The 17,481-nt window shown below is 56.6% G+C and carries 14 protein-coding genes; all 14 read left to right on the plus strand.

The annotated features are described in order from the left end of the window. Positions 1-54: 54 nt before the first annotated feature. Complete coding sequence (locus tag Q0835_RS19530; RefSeq protein ID WP_298963846.1) at positions 55-1,524, plus strand: UDP-N-acetylmuramoyl-L-alanyl-D-glutamate--2,6-diaminopimelate ligase; 1,470 nt, start codon at positions 55-57, stop codon at positions 1,522-1,524. Continuing rightward, complete coding sequence (locus tag Q0835_RS19535; RefSeq protein WP_298963847.1) at positions 1,521-2,951, plus strand: UDP-N-acetylmuramoylalanyl-D-glutamyl-2,6-diaminopimelate--D-alanyl-D-alanine ligase; 1,431 nt, start codon at positions 1,521-1,523, stop codon at positions 2,949-2,951. The genes Q0835_RS19530 and Q0835_RS19535 overlap by 4 nt, the downstream gene beginning before the upstream one ends. 10 nt (positions 2,952-2,961) lie before the next feature. Further along, the gene (gene mraY / locus Q0835_RS19540; RefSeq protein WP_298821339.1) at positions 2,962-4,047 is read left to right on the plus strand and encodes a phospho-N-acetylmuramoyl-pentapeptide-transferase; all 1,086 of its coding nucleotides are present in this window, start codon (positions 2,962-2,964) and stop codon (positions 4,045-4,047) included. Positions 4,048-4,052: 5 nt separating this feature from the next. Further along, on the plus strand, positions 4,053-5,453 hold the full coding sequence (gene murD / locus Q0835_RS19545) for a UDP-N-acetylmuramoyl-L-alanine--D-glutamate ligase (protein WP_298821336.1): 1,401 nt from the start codon (positions 4,053-4,055) through the stop codon (positions 5,451-5,453). A gap of 1 nt (position 5,454) precedes the next feature. Then, entirely contained in the window at positions 5,455-6,612 is a 1,158-nt protein-coding gene (locus Q0835_RS19550; RefSeq protein WP_152500766.1) for an FtsW/RodA/SpoVE family cell cycle protein, read from the plus strand. A 17-nt stretch (positions 6,613-6,629) separates the two neighbouring features. Then, positions 6,630-7,736, plus strand: coding sequence for an undecaprenyldiphospho-muramoylpentapeptide beta-N-acetylglucosaminyltransferase (gene murG, locus Q0835_RS19555; RefSeq protein WP_298963848.1), 1,107 nt, complete (start codon positions 6,630-6,632; stop codon positions 7,734-7,736). After that, positions 7,733-9,133: a UDP-N-acetylmuramate--L-alanine ligase gene (murC, locus tag Q0835_RS19560; protein ID WP_298821329.1), complete on the plus strand. Its 1,401-nt coding sequence runs from the start codon at positions 7,733-7,735 to the stop codon at positions 9,131-9,133. Before murG ends, murC begins: the two co-directional genes overlap by 4 nt. A gap of 11 nt (positions 9,134-9,144) precedes the next feature. After that, on the plus strand, positions 9,145-10,116 hold the full coding sequence (gene murB, locus Q0835_RS19565; RefSeq protein WP_298821327.1) for a UDP-N-acetylmuramate dehydrogenase: 972 nt from the start codon (positions 9,145-9,147) through the stop codon (positions 10,114-10,116). After that, positions 10,117-11,043, plus strand: coding sequence for a D-alanine--D-alanine ligase (locus Q0835_RS19570; RefSeq protein ID WP_298963849.1), 927 nt, complete (start codon positions 10,117-10,119; stop codon positions 11,041-11,043). Then, the gene (locus tag Q0835_RS19575) at positions 11,031-11,945 is read left to right on the plus strand and encodes a cell division protein FtsQ/DivIB (protein ID WP_298963850.1); all 915 of its coding nucleotides are present in this window, start codon (positions 11,031-11,033) and stop codon (positions 11,943-11,945) included. Before Q0835_RS19570 ends, Q0835_RS19575 begins: the two co-directional genes overlap by 13 nt. Beyond that, on the plus strand, positions 11,942-13,264 hold the full coding sequence (gene ftsA / locus Q0835_RS19580) for a cell division protein FtsA (RefSeq protein ID WP_298821321.1): 1,323 nt from the start codon (positions 11,942-11,944) through the stop codon (positions 13,262-13,264). The genes Q0835_RS19575 and ftsA overlap by 4 nt, the downstream gene beginning before the upstream one ends. Positions 13,265-13,379: 115 nt before the next feature. Further along, positions 13,380-15,146: a cell division protein FtsZ gene (gene ftsZ / locus Q0835_RS19585; protein WP_298821448.1), complete on the plus strand. Its 1,767-nt coding sequence runs from the start codon at positions 13,380-13,382 to the stop codon at positions 15,144-15,146. 256 nt (positions 15,147-15,402) lie between these two features. Next, entirely contained in the window at positions 15,403-16,347 is a 945-nt protein-coding gene (lpxC, locus tag Q0835_RS19590; protein ID WP_298821319.1) for a UDP-3-O-acyl-N-acetylglucosamine deacetylase, read from the plus strand. Between the two features lie 256 nt (positions 16,348-16,603). Next, positions 16,604-17,416 (plus strand): outer membrane protein assembly factor BamD, encoded by an 813-nt coding sequence (locus Q0835_RS19595; RefSeq protein WP_298821317.1) that lies wholly within the window; start codon positions 16,604-16,606, stop codon positions 17,414-17,416. Positions 17,417-17,481: the final 65 nt, after the last annotated feature.

The raw sequence follows: 17,481 nt of genomic DNA on the forward strand, positions 1-17,481 counted from the left end.
TCGCAGCCGGTACCGGTTCTCGAAAAGACGACGCACAGATGACGATCGGGTGAAATGGATCTTGAATATCTAGCCGCTGGCCTTGATGTGCCGGGCGAGGCGAAGAACCTGCAGCTTTCTGGGTTGACGGCGGACAGTCGAAACGTCGGGCCCGGCTATCTTTTTGCAGCTCTGAAGGGCACCACAGTCGATGGCACAAAGTTCGCCCCGGATGCGGTCGCTTCCGGGGCTCTTGTCATTTTATGCGCTTTGGATGCGGTCGAGAGCGTCAGAAACAACTGCCCAGCTGGGACGATCGTGCTTGGCGCTGGAGAGCCGCGGCAGGTTCTGGCGCGCATGGCGGCAAGATTTTACGGTGCTCAGCCGGATACGATTGTTGCTGTTACCGGAACCGCAGGCAAAACCTCCGTCGCTCATTTCGTCCGGCAAATTTTTCAGTCGGCAGGCCATCCGGCAGCAAGCCTTGGAACACTTGGGACAATCAAACCTGATGGTGAAAGTTACGGCGGACTGACGACGCCTGACCCGGTGGCCCTTCAGAAGGAGCTTGCGGAGCTTCATGTCGAGGGGATTGACCATGCCGCTATGGAGGCCTCGTCCCACGGGCTGGATCAATTCAGATTGGACGGTGTGCGGCTGACAGCGGCGGGTTTCACCAATCTTGGCCGCGATCACATGGACTATCACGCCACTCTTGAAGACTATCTTCAAGCCAAGCTCCGCCTGTTCTCAGAACTTCTACCGACTGGCGGAACGGTGGTTCTGGATCCAGGCGAGAAATATGCTGACAGGGTTGCAGATGTTGCCCGAGAACGTGGTCTGGCCGTATTCACGGTTGGAGAAACGGGCAAGGATCTCACTCTCACCGGACTGAGGCCGCAAGGTGCGGGGCAGGAGTTGACCCTCCAGACCGTACGCGGCGAATACAGGGTTACGCTGCCTCTGATTGGCCGGTTTCAGGTTTCCAACGCGTTGATTGCTGCCGGATTGGCGATTTCAGCCGGTATCGATACGGGCACGGCACTTCGGTCGCTTGAGAATCTGAAGGGAGCGCTTGGACGACTGGAACTCGCCGGCAAGACCGGTTCAGGGGGCCTTGTATTTGTCGACTACGCCCACAAGCCGGACGCGCTGGACAACGCTCTAGCGGCGCTGAAGCCCTTCGCACGTGGAAAATTGTTCGTCGTGATCGGCGCTGGTGGCGATCGGGATCCCGGCAAGCGTGAATTGATGGGGGCTGCGGCTTCCCGCCAGGCAGACCTGGTCATTGTCACCGACGACAATCCGCGGTCCGAAGATCCGGCCACGATCCGCAAGGCCGTTCTTGCAGGTGCACCGGGAGCCATTGAGATCGGGGATCGGTTTGAGGCGATCGCGGAAGGTGTCCGCCGTCTTGAGGCCGGCGATATCTTGTGTGTTGCGGGAAAAGGACACGAAACGGGCCAGATTGTTGGCGACACAGTGATTCCCTTTTCAGATCACGATGCAGTGCAACGCGCCATCAGCAATGAAGGAAACACATGAGCGAGCCGCTTTGGACTCTGAATGCCTTTGCTGAGGCTGCAGCAGGCAGCACCAGAGGTGATGTTGGTGCAGACATCACCGGAATATCCATCGACAGCCGGTCACTTGAGCCCGGGGATGCTTTCATAGCGATCAAGGGCGACCGCCTAGACGGCCACGACTATGTTGCCGCAGCGCTTGATGCCGGTGCAGCCGTGGCGCTCGTATCGGAAGACAGGCTTTCAGAATTGCCGGAAGAAGGGCGCTATGTGATCGTCAGCGACACGCTGGAAGCGATGCGCAAGTTGGGTATTGTTGCGCGCGCGCGCTCAAATGCCAGAATTGTTGCGGTGACCGGGTCCGTCGGCAAAACAGGAACGAAGGAAGCGCTTCGCATGACGCTGGAGCAATCCGGCAAGGTTCATGCCTCAGCTGCATCTTTCAACAATCATTGGGGCGTGCCCCTGACGCTTGCGCGTATGCCTGCGGATGCAGACTTTGGAGTGTTCGAAATCGGCATGAACCACGCCGGTGAGATCACACCTCTGGTCAAGATGGTTCGCCCACATGTTGCGATCATCACCACGGTTCAACCGGTTCACCTGGAATATTTCGATTCAGTTGAAAAGATTGCCCAGGCGAAAGCGGAGATCTTCAGTGGCTTGGAGCCGGGCGGTATCGCGATCTTGAACAGGGACAACCAGCAATACGATCTGTTGAAGTTCCTGGCCGTCAATGCGGGCGTATCGGTTGTCCAAACCTTTGGTGAAACAGCTTCGGCAGACAGTTGCATCGAAAACCATGCCAGTTATCCAGGTGGATCGAGTGTCGATGCAAATATCCTGGGACAGGAGATCACTTACAAGATCGGTGCACCCGGCAAACATTTCGTCAAGAACAGCCTGGCGGTGCTGACCGCAGTTGTTGACCTTGGCGCCGACCTTGCAAAAGCCGGTTTGGCGCTTGATGCGATGCGCGCTCCCAAGGGCAGGGGTGAGGTGACGCGGCTGCCGATGCCAGATGGCGAACTGAACCTTATTGACGAAAGCTATAATGCCAATCCGGCTTCAATGCGTGCGGCTCTTGCGGTACTTGGCGAAGCGCCGGTCACACGTCCGGGGCGACGCGTCGCGGTTCTGGGCGACATGCTGGAACTTGGCGCCGACGCCGATAGGCTGCACGGAGAGTTGCAGGTGCCGATCTTTGAAGCTGGCATAGATGCGGTCTACTGCGTTGGGCCTCACATGCATGCGCTTTGGCAGAACCTGCCACGGGAAATTCGGGCTCACTACAGCGAAAGTGCAAAAGATCTGGAAGACCTTCTTTTGGGCGACGTCAGGTCTGGTGATGTTGTTATGATCAAGGGATCGCTTGGTACCCGAATGGGCCCGCTTGTCGAGGCCCTCAAAAAGGAATATCCGCCCGCGGACGATATCGCGGCGGCATAAGGGATAGCTGATGTTTTATTTCTTGGGGGAATTTGCGGACCAGATATCGGCACTGAACGTGTTCCGATACATCACGTTCCGCACAGGCGGTGCGATCATGACCGCCTTGTTTTTTGTCTTTCTGTTTGGTCCCAAAATTATTGCCAGCCTGCGTATTCGCCAGGGACACGGTCAGCCCATCCGCTCCGATGGACCGGAGAGCCATCTCCTGACCAAAAAAGGCACACCGACGATGGGAGGGCTGATGATCCTCTCCGGTGCGATGGTTGCAACCCTTTTATGGACGGATCTCTCCAACCCTTATGTCTGGGTGGTGATCTTCGTAACACTTGGTTTCGGTAGCATCGGTTTTTATGATGACTATCTGAAAGTGACAAAGTCGTCCCACAAGGGTTTCGGCAGCAAAGCGCGTCTTGGTCTTGAATTTCTGATTGCCGGAGTTGCCGCCTATGCGGTCACAGTGCTCGACGCATCGGAGTATTCCGAGGCGATAACCTTTCCATTCCTGAAGGACTTCACACTCAATCTCGGTCTGATTTTCATCCCCTTTGCCGCCTTTGTCATGGTCGGCGCAGGCAATGCGGTCAACCTGACGGACGGGCTTGATGGGCTCGCAATCGTACCGGTGATGATTGCATGTGCTTCCTTCGGTTTGATTGCCTATCTGTCCGGTAACGCTGTTTTCGCAAGCTATCTGCAAATCCATCATGTTTCGGGAACAGGTGAACTCGCGGTCATCTGCGGTGCCGTCATTGGCGCAGGTCTCGGGTTCTTGTGGTTCAATGCGCCTCCGGCGGCGATCTTCATGGGTGACACGGGATCGCTTGCTCTGGGCGGTATGATTGGAGCTATTGCAGTCGCAACCAAGCACGAGATCGTACTGGCAATCATCGGCGGTTTATTCGTGCTTGAGGCTGTTTCAGTGATTGTCCAAGTCATATCGTTCAAATTGACGGGCAAGCGTGTTTTCCGAATGGCCCCGATCCACCACCATTTCGAGATCATGGGTTGGACCGAAAGCCAGGTGGTGATCCGCTTTTGGATCATTGCTGTTGTGCTTGCTCTGGTTGGCCTCGCCACGCTGAAGCTGAGGTAGGCCACATGATCCCAGTCACCACATTTGCAAACCAGAAGGTTGCCCTGTTCGGATTGGGTGGATCCGGACTTGCGACCGCGCGTGCCCTCAAGGCAGGCGGTGCCGATGTGGTGTGTTTCGACGACAACGAAGGCAGGGTCCAGCAAGCTGCCGGCGAAGGCTTGCAGACATCAGACTTGAAGCAGATTGACTGGTCGGATGTCAGCGCACTGGTTCTTGCGCCTGGAGTCCCGCTGACACATCCGTTACCGCATTGGTCAGTCGAACTGGCGCGAGATGCGGGTGTTGAAATCATCGGCGATGTGGAGCTCTTCTGCCGCGAAAAGCGCAGGCTTTGCCCAGAAGCGCCGCTGATTGCCATCACAGGCACAAATGGGAAGTCGACAACAACCGCACTTGTTGCCCATCTCCTGAAAGAGCTTGGACTGGATGTCCAGGTTGGCGGAAATATCGGCACACCGGTCCTGGACCTTGAAAGACCGCAGCCCGGTCGACACTATGTTGTGGAGTGTTCTTCTTACCAGATCGATTTGGCTCCATCGCTTGACGCGACCGTCGGCATCCACATGAACCTGTCGCCCGACCATCTCGACAGGCATGGTTCCATGGAAAACTATGCTGCGATCAAGGAGCGGCTGGTGGCGGGTTCGAAAGTTGCCATTGTCGGCGTGGATGACCGTTTGTCCTCAACGATTGCCGATCGCCTGGAACTTGCGCGCAAGCCTGTCTGCCGGATCGCTGGTGAGCGTGAACTCACCAATGGAATTTATGCGCGCCACGGTCGCCTCTACGAAGCGCACGAAGGAACGCAGAGCGAAGTCGCGACGCTTGGGGGTATCGACAGTCTTCGCGGTGATCACAACGGCCAAAACGCTGCCGCGGCATTCGCTGCATTGCGCGCGCTGGAGCTTCCTGCAGACCGTATCGCTGAGGCAATGAAGACCTTTCCGGGCCTTCACCATCGCATGGAAGTCGTTACGAGGCAGGGACGTGTTCTCTTCATCAATGATTCCAAGGCAACAAATGCAGACGCGGCTGCGCGGGCACTGGCAAGTTTTGACCGGATTTACTGGATTGCAGGCGGGCGGGCCAAAGAAGGCGGCATTTCATCCCTGGACGAATATTTCCCGAAGATTGCGAAAACATTCCTGATCGGCGAAGCAGCTGACGCTTTTGCGAAGACGCTGGATGGTCGTGTTCCTTACAAGGTCAGTGGAACCATGCCACAAGCGGTCAAGGATGCAGTTGCCGAAGCGGCTGAAGACGACGCAGCCGAGATAGCGATTTTGCTGTCTCCTGCCTGTGCGAGCTTCGACCAATTTCCAAATTTTGAACTGCGGGGCGCTGCTTTTGTAGATGCGGTGCGTGCCTTGCCTGGTGCTGGTAACACTCAGGAGGTGGCATAGCATGGTCTCGCGCGCGGATCGCAGCAAATTTGCCGAATGGCTCTGGACGGTAGATCACTATCTGCTTGCTGCCTTCGGGCTTTTGCTTTTGGCAGGTGTGGTCTTTGCCTTTGCCGCAAGCCCGCCCGTGGCGGAACGGATTGGCGTTGACTCTCTTTATTTCGTCAAACGTCAAGCAATGTTTGTTGTTCCAGCACTTGTCATCATGTTGGCCGCGTCTTTGATGACGCCCCGCATGGTTCGCAGGGCAGCGCTTGTCGTGTTCACAGTCTCGGTATTCCTGTTGATTGCCACGCTGTTTATGGGATTTGAAACTAAGGGCGCGCGCCGGTGGATTTACATAGCCGGGGTTTCTCTGCAGGCCTCAGAATTCCTGAAGCCGGCTTTTGTAATCCTGGTGGCATTTTTGCTTTCTGAAAGTGGCCGTCGGCGCGAGATCCCAGGTATCTTGTTTGCCTTTGTCCTGTTTGCCATTTGCGCGGCGCTGTTGATCGCGCAGCCCGATTTCGGTCAGACCATGCTGCTTGGTCTCGTCTGGGCAGGCCTTTTTTTTCTCAATGGCATTTCCTGGGTGATCATCATCGCGCTGGGGCTGATCGGCGTTGTGGGGCTCTTTGCGGCCTACGTTTTTCTGCCGCACGTTACCAATCGCGTTGATCGTTTTCTTGATCCGAGTTCCGGCGACACATTCCAGGTGGATACGGCAATGGAATCCTTCCTGTCTGGTGGCTGGTTCGGTCAGGGGCCGGGTGAGGGGACCGTCAAACGCGTTCTGCCGGACAGCCATGCGGACTTTATCTTCGCTGTTGTCGGCGAGGAGTTTGGCGTTGTTGTTTGTCTGCTACTGGTTGGTGTCTTTGCCTTTATCGTCATCCGGGGTCTGAGCCACGCGGGCCGTGACCAGGATGCGTTCAGCCGTCTTGCCACGGCAGGTCTCCTGGTTTTGTTCGGGTTGCAGGCGACCATCAATCTCGCCGTCAATCTTCACTTGATCCCATCCAAGGGCATGACCTTGCCATTCATTTCCTATGGCGGATCGTCGCTCCTGTCGTCTGCCATGACTGCAGGTGCCATTTTGGCTCTAACCCGACGGCGTCCGCGGCCCTCGCGCAGCGAAGCCGTGACGGTTAGCCGACTTTCGCCTTCTTCGTTGATGTAGTTTCAGACCGGTATTCCATGGGTAAGACAGTATTATTGACGGCGGGTGGCACAGGTGGCCATCTTTTTCCCGCACAGGCGCTGGCAAGCGAATTGCTCCGGCGTGGTTGGACCGTGGAACTGGCGACCGATGAGCGTGCAGACAAATACGGGTCTGCTTTTCCTGCCAGAAATGTTCACATCATCGCTTCTGAAACCATCCGTGGCCGCAATCCGATTTCGCTCGCCAAGACTGTTTTCAGTCTCCTGAAAGGCACGTTGCAGGCACGCTCCGTGATCAGGACGCTGAAGCCAGACGTTGTCGCGGGATTTGGAGGTTATCCAACTTTTCCACCCATGTTTGCAGCTCGAATGACCGGAACGCCGTCCATTCTTCATGAGGCCAATGCGGTCATGGGCCGTGCAAACAAGCTCCTGGCGAAAGGAGTGACCGCGATTGCTACAAGTGTTCCGATCGAGGACTTGTCGGATACGTTCTCGAGCAAACAGGTCGAGACGGGCAATCCAGTGCGCGATGCTGTGCTGGAGGCTGCTGATTTGCCTTATGACGCGCCGTGCTCCGATGGTGAGTTCAAACTGCTTGTCTTCGGCGGCTCCCAGGGAGCACGTTTCTTTTCAGATTTGGTTCCACCGAGTGTTGAACACCTGCCTGGTGAAGCAAGATCCCGTTTACGCATTGTGCAGCAATGCCGTTCCGAAGACATGGATCGCGTGCAAAAGGCCTACAAGGATCTTGGCGTTGCCGCCGAGTGCGCCCCTTTTTTCCAGGATATGCCGAAGCGCATCTCACAGGCGCACATTGTTGTTTGCCGCTCTGGTGCTTCGTCCGTGAGTGAGCTTAGCGTACTTGGCCGTCCATCCATCCTGGTGCCGCTTCCGGGTGCAATCGACCAGGACCAGGCGGCCAACGCCAAGGTTCTTGAAAAGGCCGGTGGCGCCTGGCCGATCCGCGAGGTGGACCTGCATCCGGAGCGCCTTGCAAAAGAAATTCTCCGCTTCATGGATGCACCCGACATGCTGTCGAAAGCTGCCGAAAGAGCGCGCAGTGTCGCCAAACCCGATGCAGTGAAGCGACTGGCCGATTTGGTCGAGACCATTGCGCATAAAAAAGGAGAACGGCCATGAAAATGCCGCAGGACATCGGACCGATCCACTTTGTCGGTATCGGCGGTATCGGCATGAGCGGCATTGCCGAAGTGTTGAAGACACTTGGCTATCAGGTTCAAGGCTCCGACATGGCCGAGAACGCGAATGTTCAAAGACTGCGTGCGAATGGAATTCCGGTCACTGTCGGGCATGAGGCGGATAATCTCGGCGAAGCTGAAGTTCTCGTCGTGTCTTCGGCGATCAAGAAGGACAATCCGGAATTGGTCGCCGCTCGGGAGAAGCTTATACCTGTGGTTCGGCGTGCTGAAATGCTGGCGGAACTCATGCGCTTCAAGCAGGCTATTGCGGTCGGCGGAACTCACGGCAAAACCACCACCACTTCCATGGTGGCGGCCTTGCTCGATGCCGGACGGTTGGACCCGACGGTGATCAATGGCGGTATCATCAATGCCTATGGAACCAATGCCCGGATGGGTGCCGGTGACTGGATGGTGGTAGAGGCCGACGAAAGCGATGGTACGTTTGTAAAACTTCCTGCAGATGTTGCCATCGTGACGAACATCGACCCAGAGCATCTCGATCACTATGGCGATTTCGCAGGGGTGCGCGCAGCGTTCCGGCAGTTTATCGAAAATGTACCGTTCTATGGGTTTGCGGTGATGTGTCTCGACCATCCGGAAGTTCAGACCATGATCGGAACCATTGAAGACCGCCGTGTTGTTACCTACGGCACCAATCCACAGGCGGATGTCCGCTTCACCGATGTCTCCATGGATGGTGGTAAGTCCATCTTTTCGGTCACAATCAGGGATCGGCGCACGGATCAGGAGATCGAACTGAAGGATCTCGTTCTGCCGATGCCAGGATTGCACAACGTATCCAATGCTACGGCTGCAATTGCAGTAGCAGCGCAACTTGGTGTCGGTCCCGAAGATTTGGAAAAGGGAATATCGTCTTTTGGCGGTGTGAAGCGTCGGTTTACTCACACAGGGACCGTGGACGGTGTACAGATCTTTGACGACTACGGTCATCATCCCGTGGAAATCAAGGCGGTTCTGCATGCAGCCCGTCAGTCAACAACGGGCAAGGTTATCGCCGTCATGCAACCGCATCGATATACGCGGCTGCAGAGTCTGTTCGACGATTTTTCGAACTGCTTCAACGATGCCGACAGTGTGATAATCGCGCCGGTTTTTGCCGCGGGTGAGCAGCCGATTGAAGGCGCTCTGCACACCGACCTCGTGTCCGGCATGAAAACACGCGGGCACCGGCATGTTCAGGCCATCGACGGTCCCGAAGAGATCCCTGGCCTGATCAAGGAACTGGCTGAACCCGGTGACTTCGTTGTCTGTCTTGGAGCCGGGAATATCACGCAATGGGCCTATGCATTGCCCAAGCAGCTTGAAGAATTGTGAGGGAGACAGAAATGTCGTTTCCCGATCTGCTTCAGCTCTACCCGGAACTTGAAGAGGGTGTTCGCGGCAGGCTTACGGCCAACCAGCCGCTCTCCGCAGTGACCTGGTTCCGGACAGGGGGACCGGCGCAGCTGATGTTCCAGCCTGCAGATGAAGACGATCTGGCCGTTTTTTTGACGAAGCTGCCGCGCGACATTGCGGTGCTGCCCGTCGGTCTTGGTTCAAACCTGCTGATCCGCGACGGAGGCCTTGAGGGTGTGGTTGTGAGGTTGAGTGCCAAGGGCTTCGGTTCGATTGACACGGCGGGTGGAAACCGTCTGCGCGCAGGGGCCGCTGTTCCGGACAAGCGTCTGGCTGAAGCTGCGGCGACAGCTGGGTTGGGTGGTTTTGCATTTTACACCGGCATTCCTGGCGGGCTTGGCGGCGCACTCCGGATGAATGCGGGTGCGCATGGCACCGAAACGCGCGAACGCATGGTTGAGCTGACCGCAATCGACCGAGACGGAAAGAAGGTGGTGTTGAGCAATCCGGAAATGGGGTACGCGTATCGTCATTCAGCGGCTTCCGGAGACCTGATTTTCACCTCTGCAGTCTTCGAGGGTATTCCACAGGACGAAAACGCCATTCGCGAGGAAATGGCTGAAGTCGTGGCCCATCGGGAAAAAGCCCAGCCTATCCGAGAAAAGACAGGCGGATCGACTTTCAAGAACCCACCGGGGACTTCGGCCTGGAAGGAAGTTGATGCGGCTGGCTGCCGGGGTCTGACGATCGGCGGCGCGCAAATGTCAGAAATGCACTGCAATTTCATGATCAACACAGGCTCGGCAACCGGACACGACCTGGAACTTCTGGGCGAAACGGTGCGGGCGAGGGTGCTGGCACACAGCGGCATAAAGCTGGAATGGGAAATCAAACGTCTCGGTCAGTTTGGCGCGAAGGGTGCCATCAAGCCGTTCCTTGGACAAGAAGGGGAGGCCGCGTAGATGGCTAAGAAACACGTCGCCGTATTGATGGGTGGATGGGTCAATGAACGGCCGGTTTCCCTTTCCAGCGGAAAAGACTGCGCCGATGCTCTGGAAGAGGCGGGCTACAAAGTTACCCGTGTCGATGTCGACCGGAATGTCTCTGCCGTATTGAAGAAACTGCAGCCCGATGTGGCCTTCAATGCGCTTCACGGACCGTTCGGTGAGGATGGGTGCATTCAGGGAATTTTAGAATTTCTTAACATCCCCTACACGCATTCCGGTGTGATGGCTTCAAGCCTTGCGATGAACAAAGTGAAGGCCAAAGCAGTGATGGGAGCCGCCGGAATTCCGGTGACCGAACACATTGTCGTGAACCGGCACAAGATCCAGCGCGAACACCCGATGGATCCGCCATACGTGCTAAAGCCGATCAATGAGGGCTCCAGCTTCGGAGTGCTGATTATCAAGGAAGATCAAGAGTTTCCGCCTCAGGAGCTGAGCCGGACGGACTGGCCTTATCCCGATGTTCTGATGTGCGAGCGGTTCATTGAAGGACGGGAACTTACCTGCGCGGTCAGGGACGATACCCCCCTTGGGGTCATTGATATCATTCCAATGGGGCACGGCTTCTACGATTACGATGCAAAATATGTAGAAGGCGGTTCAAAACACATTCTTCCTGCAAAAATTTCACCGATTGTTTACCAAACCATAGAGACACTAGCGGTTAAGGCGCATCAGGCTTTGGGATGCCGAGGTGTTTCCCGGGCCGATTTCCGATTCGACGAGCGCGAAGACGGAAGCGGAGAACTGATCTGCCTTGAAGTGAACACGCAACCAGGCATGACGCCCACATCTCTTGTTCCGGAAATGGCGGCGCACAAGGGAATGAGTTTCAAAGACCTGGTCAGTTGGATGGTTGAGGACGCAAGTTGCTGTCGCTAGGGCGAAAAAATAACCGGGACCTACTGACCCCGCTGGAAGCCGAACTGGCTCCGCGCGGGCGCGGTGTCGCGCGTTTGCATCGCCAGCCTGTGTGGCGATCCGCGGGGCGTCTCGCCGATCTTCCTCGCTGGACGGGGTCCGCAGCTGCTCTGGGTTTCTTAACCTTAACAATTGGTTATGGAATAGTCATAGGAGGGCACGGGCGCATTGTTTCCGACACGCTGCTGTCTGCAGCCGGCTTCGGGATCGAAGCGGTCAAGCTTTCCGGTCAGCGTGAAATCAACGAATTTCAAATCCTCGAAGCGCTCGAAATTCACGAAGGGACATCTCTGGCACTGTTCGATGCTGCCGGGGCCCGCGAGCGTTTGAACGACATGGCTTGGGTGAAGAACGCTTCGGTGATGAAATTTTATCCGAGCACACTTCAAATCAAGATCGAAGAGAGAGTGCCATATGCTCTCTGGCAACGTGGCGATCTGGTATCGATCGTAAACGAATCAGGTGACGTCATCACCGACGATGTCGACGGGCGCTATGCGAATCTGTTGCTGGTCGTCAATCATGGTGCGCAGCGAAGGGCTGTCGAAATTAACAAGGCCCTTGAAAATGTGCCGGAGCTGCGGCCGCGTGTTCGTGCTGCATTCCTGATCAGTGATCGTCGTTGGGATCTTCAACTTGAAAACGGTATTTCGATCCGGCTACCGGAGCAGAATATTGATGCGGCTCTGGCAGACCTTGTGAAGATGGATGATGAGAACGGGCTCTTGTCGCGGGATATTGTGGCCATCGACATGCGCCTTGGCGACAGGGTCACTGTCCGTTTGTCGGATGAGGCTGCCGAAGAACGGAATATCATGACCGGTGGCGAAGGCGGATCAAAGAAGAGGGAGCGGGATACATGAGCCGTTCCTCTTCAAATCTCTACCTTCCGAAAATGCGGCCGCTGCCGAGCAGACGGGCTGTTGTTATGTCTGTTCTTGACGTCGGGTCGACCAAGGTCTGCTGCCTGATTGCCAAATTGATCCCGCAGGAAGACAAGGCGATCCTGTCGAGCCGGTCCCACAAGGTGGAAGTGCTGGGATATGGCTATCAGCGTTCGCGCGGCATCAAGTCGGGTGTCGTCGTCGATATGGATGCTGCCGAGCAGGCAATCCGTCTCGCAGTTGACAGCGCAGAGCGTATGGCCGGTGTAACCGTTGAATCCCTGATAGCAAATATCAGTTGCGGCCGTTTGCAGAGCGAGATCTACAGCGCGGGTGTGCCGCTGGCTGGTGACAGCGTCTCTGAGGCCGACATTCAACGCGTGCTTTCTGCAGGTTCCAGCCATTCGGTGACAGAAGGCCGTGCGGTTACGCACGCTTTGCCGATTTCCTATTCGCTCGACGGCAGCCGTGGAATTCGTGATCCGCGCGGCATGATGGGCCACAAGCTTGGTGTGGAAATGCAGGTGGTCACAGCAGAAGTGCCGCCTGTCCGCAATCTCGAGCTTTGCATCAATCGCGGTCATCTTCATGTGGAAACCATGGTAGCAACACCGTTTGCCAGTGGCCTGTCCACAATTGTCGATGACGAGGCCGAACTTGGCGTTGCCTGCATCGACATGGGTGGTGGCACAACAACGCTTTCTGTCTTTGTCGACGGTCACATGGTGCACCTGGATGCGATTGCCGTTGGCGGCAACCATGTGACAACAGATATCGCACGTGCATTTGCAACGCGTCTTCAGGATGCGGAGCGCTTGAAAACACTTTATGGCTCGCCGCTGGCGTCCAGCTCTGATGATCGTGATCTGCTTACGGTCCCGCCGCTGGAAAGTGACAGCGACTTGCCAAACCAGATTCCGCGTTCGGCGTTGACAAGAGTCATTCGTCCGCGCGTGGAAGAAATCCTTGAACTCGTGAGGGATCGGCTTACGGCCTCCGGTTTTGCCGGAAGGGTGGGCAAGCAGATCGTTCTGACAGGGGGCGCAAGTCAGCTCACGGGTCTAGGAGAAGTTGCGCGTCACATCCTGGGGCGCAACGTCCGTCTTGGCCGGCCATTAGGCGTCGCCGGTCTTCCCGAGGCTGCCAAAGGCCCGGCATTTGCTGCCGCGGTAGGCCTCTTGATTTATCCGCAAGTCGCCCAGATCGAACAGTTCGAGCACAAGAGCCGTCGATCCGGGTGGGGCGGGCAATCTGGTTATCTGGCCCGTGTCGGTCAGTGGATCAGGGAAAGCTTCTGACGACATGAGCCAAGAAGACGAGAACCAGGAAACGGAGCTGCCGAACATGGCAGATGAAATTAGGGAAGAAGAGGGTTCTCCCGTAGCGGGGGCGCCAGTGGGTCGCGAGGATAATATGACCATCAACCTGAAGATGCCCGACATTCAGGAGCTGAAGCCGCGAATTACGGTCTTCGGCGTCGGCGGCGCGGGCGGAAACGCCGTCAATAACATGATCACTGCAGGTCTCCAGGGGTGCGACTTTGTTTGCGCCAACACGGATGCCCAAGCACTTGCCATGAACCAGTCCGATCGCCTCGTCCAGATGGGCGTAGCTGTAACGGAAGGTCTTGGTGCAGGCTCTCAGCCGGAAGTCGGCTCAGCCGCGGCCGAAGAAGTGATCGACGAAATCAACGATCATCTGTCTGGATCGCACATGGTGTTCATCACCGCCGGAATGGGCGGTGGCACCGGTACTGGCGCTGCGCCCGTTATTGCCCGCGCAGCACGCGAGCAGGGCATCCTGACAGTTGGTGTTGTCACAAAACCGTTCCAGTTCGAAGGCGCCCGTCGCATGCGCATTGCCGACAGCGGCATTGATGAACTGCAGCGCAATGTCGACACGCTGATCGTTATTCCGAACCAGAACCTGTTCCGGATCGCCAACGCACAGACGACCTTCGCGGACGCCTTTGCCATGGCCGATCAGGTCCTTTATTCCGGGGTTGCCTGCATCACCGATCTGATGGTGAAGGAAGGCCTGATCAATCTTGATTTTGCTGACGTCCGGTCCGTGATGCGCGGTATGGGCAAAGCGATGATGGGCACCGGTGAAGCCAGCGGCGAGAAGCGCGCGCAACAGGCTGCCGAAGCCGCGATTGCGAACCCGCTTCTGGATGAATCATCCATGAAGGGTGCCAAGGGTCTGCTCATCTCGATCACAGGCGGTAACGATCTTACCCTGTTCGAGGTGGACGAAGCTGCAACCCGCATTCGTGAAGAAGTCGATTCAGACGCAAACATCATCCTTGGCGCGACATTCGACGAGACGCTTGATGGTATCATCCGGGTGTCCGTGGTTGCTACCGGAATTGATCGGGAGGAAGGCGCAGCCGCCGATCCGTTTCCCGCGTCAGCAGCACAGTCTTTGAAGTCTGCGGCTCCTGCACAGATCGCTGAAATCGCAACGCCCAAGCCGGCAGCTGCGAAGCAAATCACCGCAGATGCCGCCGCAAAAGCAGTCGCAAATCTTGAAAAGGAACTTGCGATCCCTGAGCCGACACCGGTATCCGTTGCCAGCGACCCGGCTGTTGAGATCAAGAAGGTGCAGCCAGTCGCTTCGGGTCTGGCAAACAAGTCACCGATGATGGACATCGAAGACGAAACGCCTACGCGCGTCGTCGAGGATGCTCCGGTCAGCAAGCCCTATATTCCGCCCGCAGCGGAAGAACACAGCCCTGCACCGCGCATGCCGCGCGTTGAAGATTTCCCGCCGATCGCTCAGCGTGAAATCCGGGCACAGCACACAGAGGCGCCGGCACCGCAAACTGCGGCTCAGCAACCCGCGCCGTCTCAACCTGCCGCTCCCACCGCGCAGTTCGATGACAGTGGTGAGGAAGACAGGCGGCCAATGGGGCTGTTGCGACGCCTTGCCAGCGGTCTTGGCCGCCGGGAAGACGAGGAAGACCAGGAACAGGAACTGAACGCGCCTCAGGCCGCGCGTCCGGCTCCGCAGATGCAGCCTGCTCTTCAGCCAGCACCGCGTGCGCCGCAACAAAGGCCTGCCGCGCAAGGGGCGACGGGTCAACTTGACGGCACCGGACGCGCTGCGCCCAAGCCGGTTGCCGCCTCAGAAGACGAGCAGTTGGAAATTCCGGCGTTCCTGCGCCGCCAAGCCAACTGATTCGAAACGCGATCTCCTTCCCTGATCGCAACAGCCCGGAGCTCACGCTTCGGGCTGTTTCCGTAACGGAATTGATTTCCGCTTTTAGATCAGTGATTTGCAGGTCTGTGGATCGTTACAAAGCGTAATAAAGCTTTATTTCGTTCATAGCTGGTTCGCGACTATCTTGCCCCCAACTTGTGATCGTTAAAAGTTCGTAGAGCCCGATAGGGGATTTTGCGGCTGTCCAGATCACACACTGGAAGGGTAGGGGCTTATGACCGCTTATGTAGACCGACAAACGACACTTGCAGAACAAGTGACGTTGACCGGTATCGGTGTTCATTCAGGCAAGCCCGCCTCGATTACCTTGATACCGGCCGAAGCCGGTGTCGGAATTGTTTTCACCCGTACAGATCAAGATGACAGTGTCGAGGTTCCAGCTCGCTGGGACAAGGTTTCCGCTACTGCCCTTTGCACCGTTCTCGGCGATCCTTCCAAGGATGGGATCTCCACGGTTGAGCACATCATGGCTGCGCTTTTTGGCATGGGTGTCGACAATTTGATTGTTGAAATCGACGGCCCGGAAATGCCGATCATGGACGGCAGCAGTGCCGTCTTCGTGGAAGCCATCGAACAGGTGGGCGTCAAGCGGCTGGATCGCGGTCGCCGTTACCTGAAAGTCAAGAAGGCCGTTCGTGTGGACACCGGCAGCGCCTGGTGTGAACTGCATCCTTATGAAGGCACGAAGTTCGACATTACCATCGACTTCGACACGCCTTTAATTGGGCGCCAGGAATTCTGTGCCGACATGACACCGGGTGTGTTCCGTGACGAGTTGTCCCGGGCTCGTACATTCGGCAACGTCAAGGATGTCGAGCAGCTCTGGAAAATGGGTTTTGCGCTCGGTTCTTCCCTGGAGAATTCCGTCGCGATCGCCGAAGACAAGGTTCTCAACCCGGAAGGCACGCGCTGGCCGGACGAGTTTGCCCGTCACAAGGCGCTTGATGCAGTTGGCGATCTTGCTCTTGCAGGCTTGCCGATTCTAGGTCTCTACCGCTCCTACAAGGGCGGCCACAAGATGAACCACGCCATTTTGGTCAAATTGTTCGAAGATCCGAGCTCTTTCGAGGTCGTGGAGTCGCCGGCCTTCAGGCAGGTCGGTCAGGTTGACAACGGCGGATTGGCCGCAGCAGTCGCTTTCGGCCCGGACGTATCCTGACAAGATTGATCGTAAGTTACGGGCCGCTTCATTGAAGCGGTCCTTTTTATTTGGCGGAAAAACTGATCAAATAAGGCACCTTGCCATAAAAAAGCTCAAAAAAACCGTCAGATGGCCGATGAAGGCGTGACGGGGACATGCGATTTCCGCTAAACACTGCTGTCGACGCAGGAATATGGCCGGATGGGCGAATGAGCCCGGGAGTATGGGTGTGAACGGAATGGACACTGGTTTCGCTTGGAACGGGACCAAGCGAATGCAATTGTTTCTCAGAATGAGCGTACTGGCATTGCCGGTTGCCCTGGTTGCGTGCGGCGGCAAGGACGACCTTGACGAACTTGCTCTGAACGACACCCCGCCAGAAGTTCTCTTCAACGAAGGACTTGCTCTCCGCTCTCAGGGGAAACTTGGCGATTCAACGCAGAAGTTCGAGGAGCTGGACAAGCTTTACCCCTATTCCGAATATTCCAAGAAATCGCTGGTGAACCTGGCATTCCTGAATTATTCGCGCGGCAAATATACGGAAACCGTTACAGCAGCCAAACGCTTCGTGACGCTTTATCCGGGTGATCAAGATTCGGCCTATATGCTCTATCTGGCGGGTCAGAGTTATTTCCGGCAGATGCCCGACATCACGCGCGATCAAGCTGTCACCAGAAAGTCTGCCGCGGCCTTTAACGAGTTGATCCAGCGTTATCCGGATTCAGAGTATGTTCCGGACGCGGAAAAGAAGCTGCGCATCGTGAAAGACCAGCTTGGCGGCAAGGAAATGCAGGTCGGGCGCTACTATCTGAAAAAGCGCAACTACATTGCTGCCATCAATCGCTTTAAAACGGTTGTCGTGGACTACCAGACGACCCGGCATGTTGAAGAAGCACTGTTCCGGCTGACCGAGGCCTATTATGCGCTCGGTGTTGTCAGCGAGGCACAAACCGCTGCCGCTGTCCTGGGGCACAACTACCCGGATACACAGTGGTACAAGGATGCGTTCTCGCTTCTCAACAAGGGTGGCTACGAGCCGACAGAAGACAGTGGAAGCTGGATCAGCCGCGCATTCCGCTCGGTCTAGTCTGCAACCGCTAAAATCAAGTTGAAATGCCTTAACAAGGCTCTGGCAAGACGGCGCGGTCCTCC

This window comes from uncultured Roseibium sp. (assembly GCF_947499295.1).
Classification (GTDB): Bacteria; Pseudomonadota; Alphaproteobacteria; order Rhizobiales; family Stappiaceae; genus Roseibium.

Bases quoted from the DNA above. Each gene is read 5' to 3' on its own strand.
- Q0835_RS19530 (WP_298963846.1), top strand. From the start codon at position 55: ATGGATCTTGAATATCTAGCCGCTGGCCTTGATGTGCCGGGCGAGGCG.
- Q0835_RS19535 (WP_298963847.1), top strand. From the start codon at position 1,521: ATGAGCGAGCCGCTTTGGACTCTGAATGCCTTTGCTGAGGCTGCAGCA.
- mraY (WP_298821339.1), top strand. From the start codon at position 2,962: ATGTTTTATTTCTTGGGGGAATTTGCGGACCAGATATCGGCACTGAAC.
- murD (WP_298821336.1), top strand. From the start codon at position 4,053: ATGATCCCAGTCACCACATTTGCAAACCAGAAGGTTGCCCTGTTCGGA.
- Q0835_RS19550 (WP_152500766.1), top strand. From the start codon at position 5,455: ATGGTCTCGCGCGCGGATCGCAGCAAATTTGCCGAATGGCTCTGGACG.
- murG (WP_298963848.1), top strand. From the start codon at position 6,630: ATGGGTAAGACAGTATTATTGACGGCGGGTGGCACAGGTGGCCATCTT.
- murC (WP_298821329.1), top strand. From the start codon at position 7,733: ATGAAAATGCCGCAGGACATCGGACCGATCCACTTTGTCGGTATCGGC.
- murB (WP_298821327.1), top strand. From the start codon at position 9,145: ATGTCGTTTCCCGATCTGCTTCAGCTCTACCCGGAACTTGAAGAGGGT.
- Q0835_RS19570 (WP_298963849.1), top strand. From the start codon at position 10,117: ATGGCTAAGAAACACGTCGCCGTATTGATGGGTGGATGGGTCAATGAA.
- ftsA (WP_298821321.1), top strand. From the start codon at position 11,942: ATGAGCCGTTCCTCTTCAAATCTCTACCTTCCGAAAATGCGGCCGCTG.
- ftsZ (WP_298821448.1), top strand. From the start codon at position 13,380: ATGACCATCAACCTGAAGATGCCCGACATTCAGGAGCTGAAGCCGCGA.
- lpxC (WP_298821319.1), top strand. From the start codon at position 15,403: ATGACCGCTTATGTAGACCGACAAACGACACTTGCAGAACAAGTGACG.
- Q0835_RS19595 (WP_298821317.1), top strand. From the start codon at position 16,604: ATGCAATTGTTTCTCAGAATGAGCGTACTGGCATTGCCGGTTGCCCTG.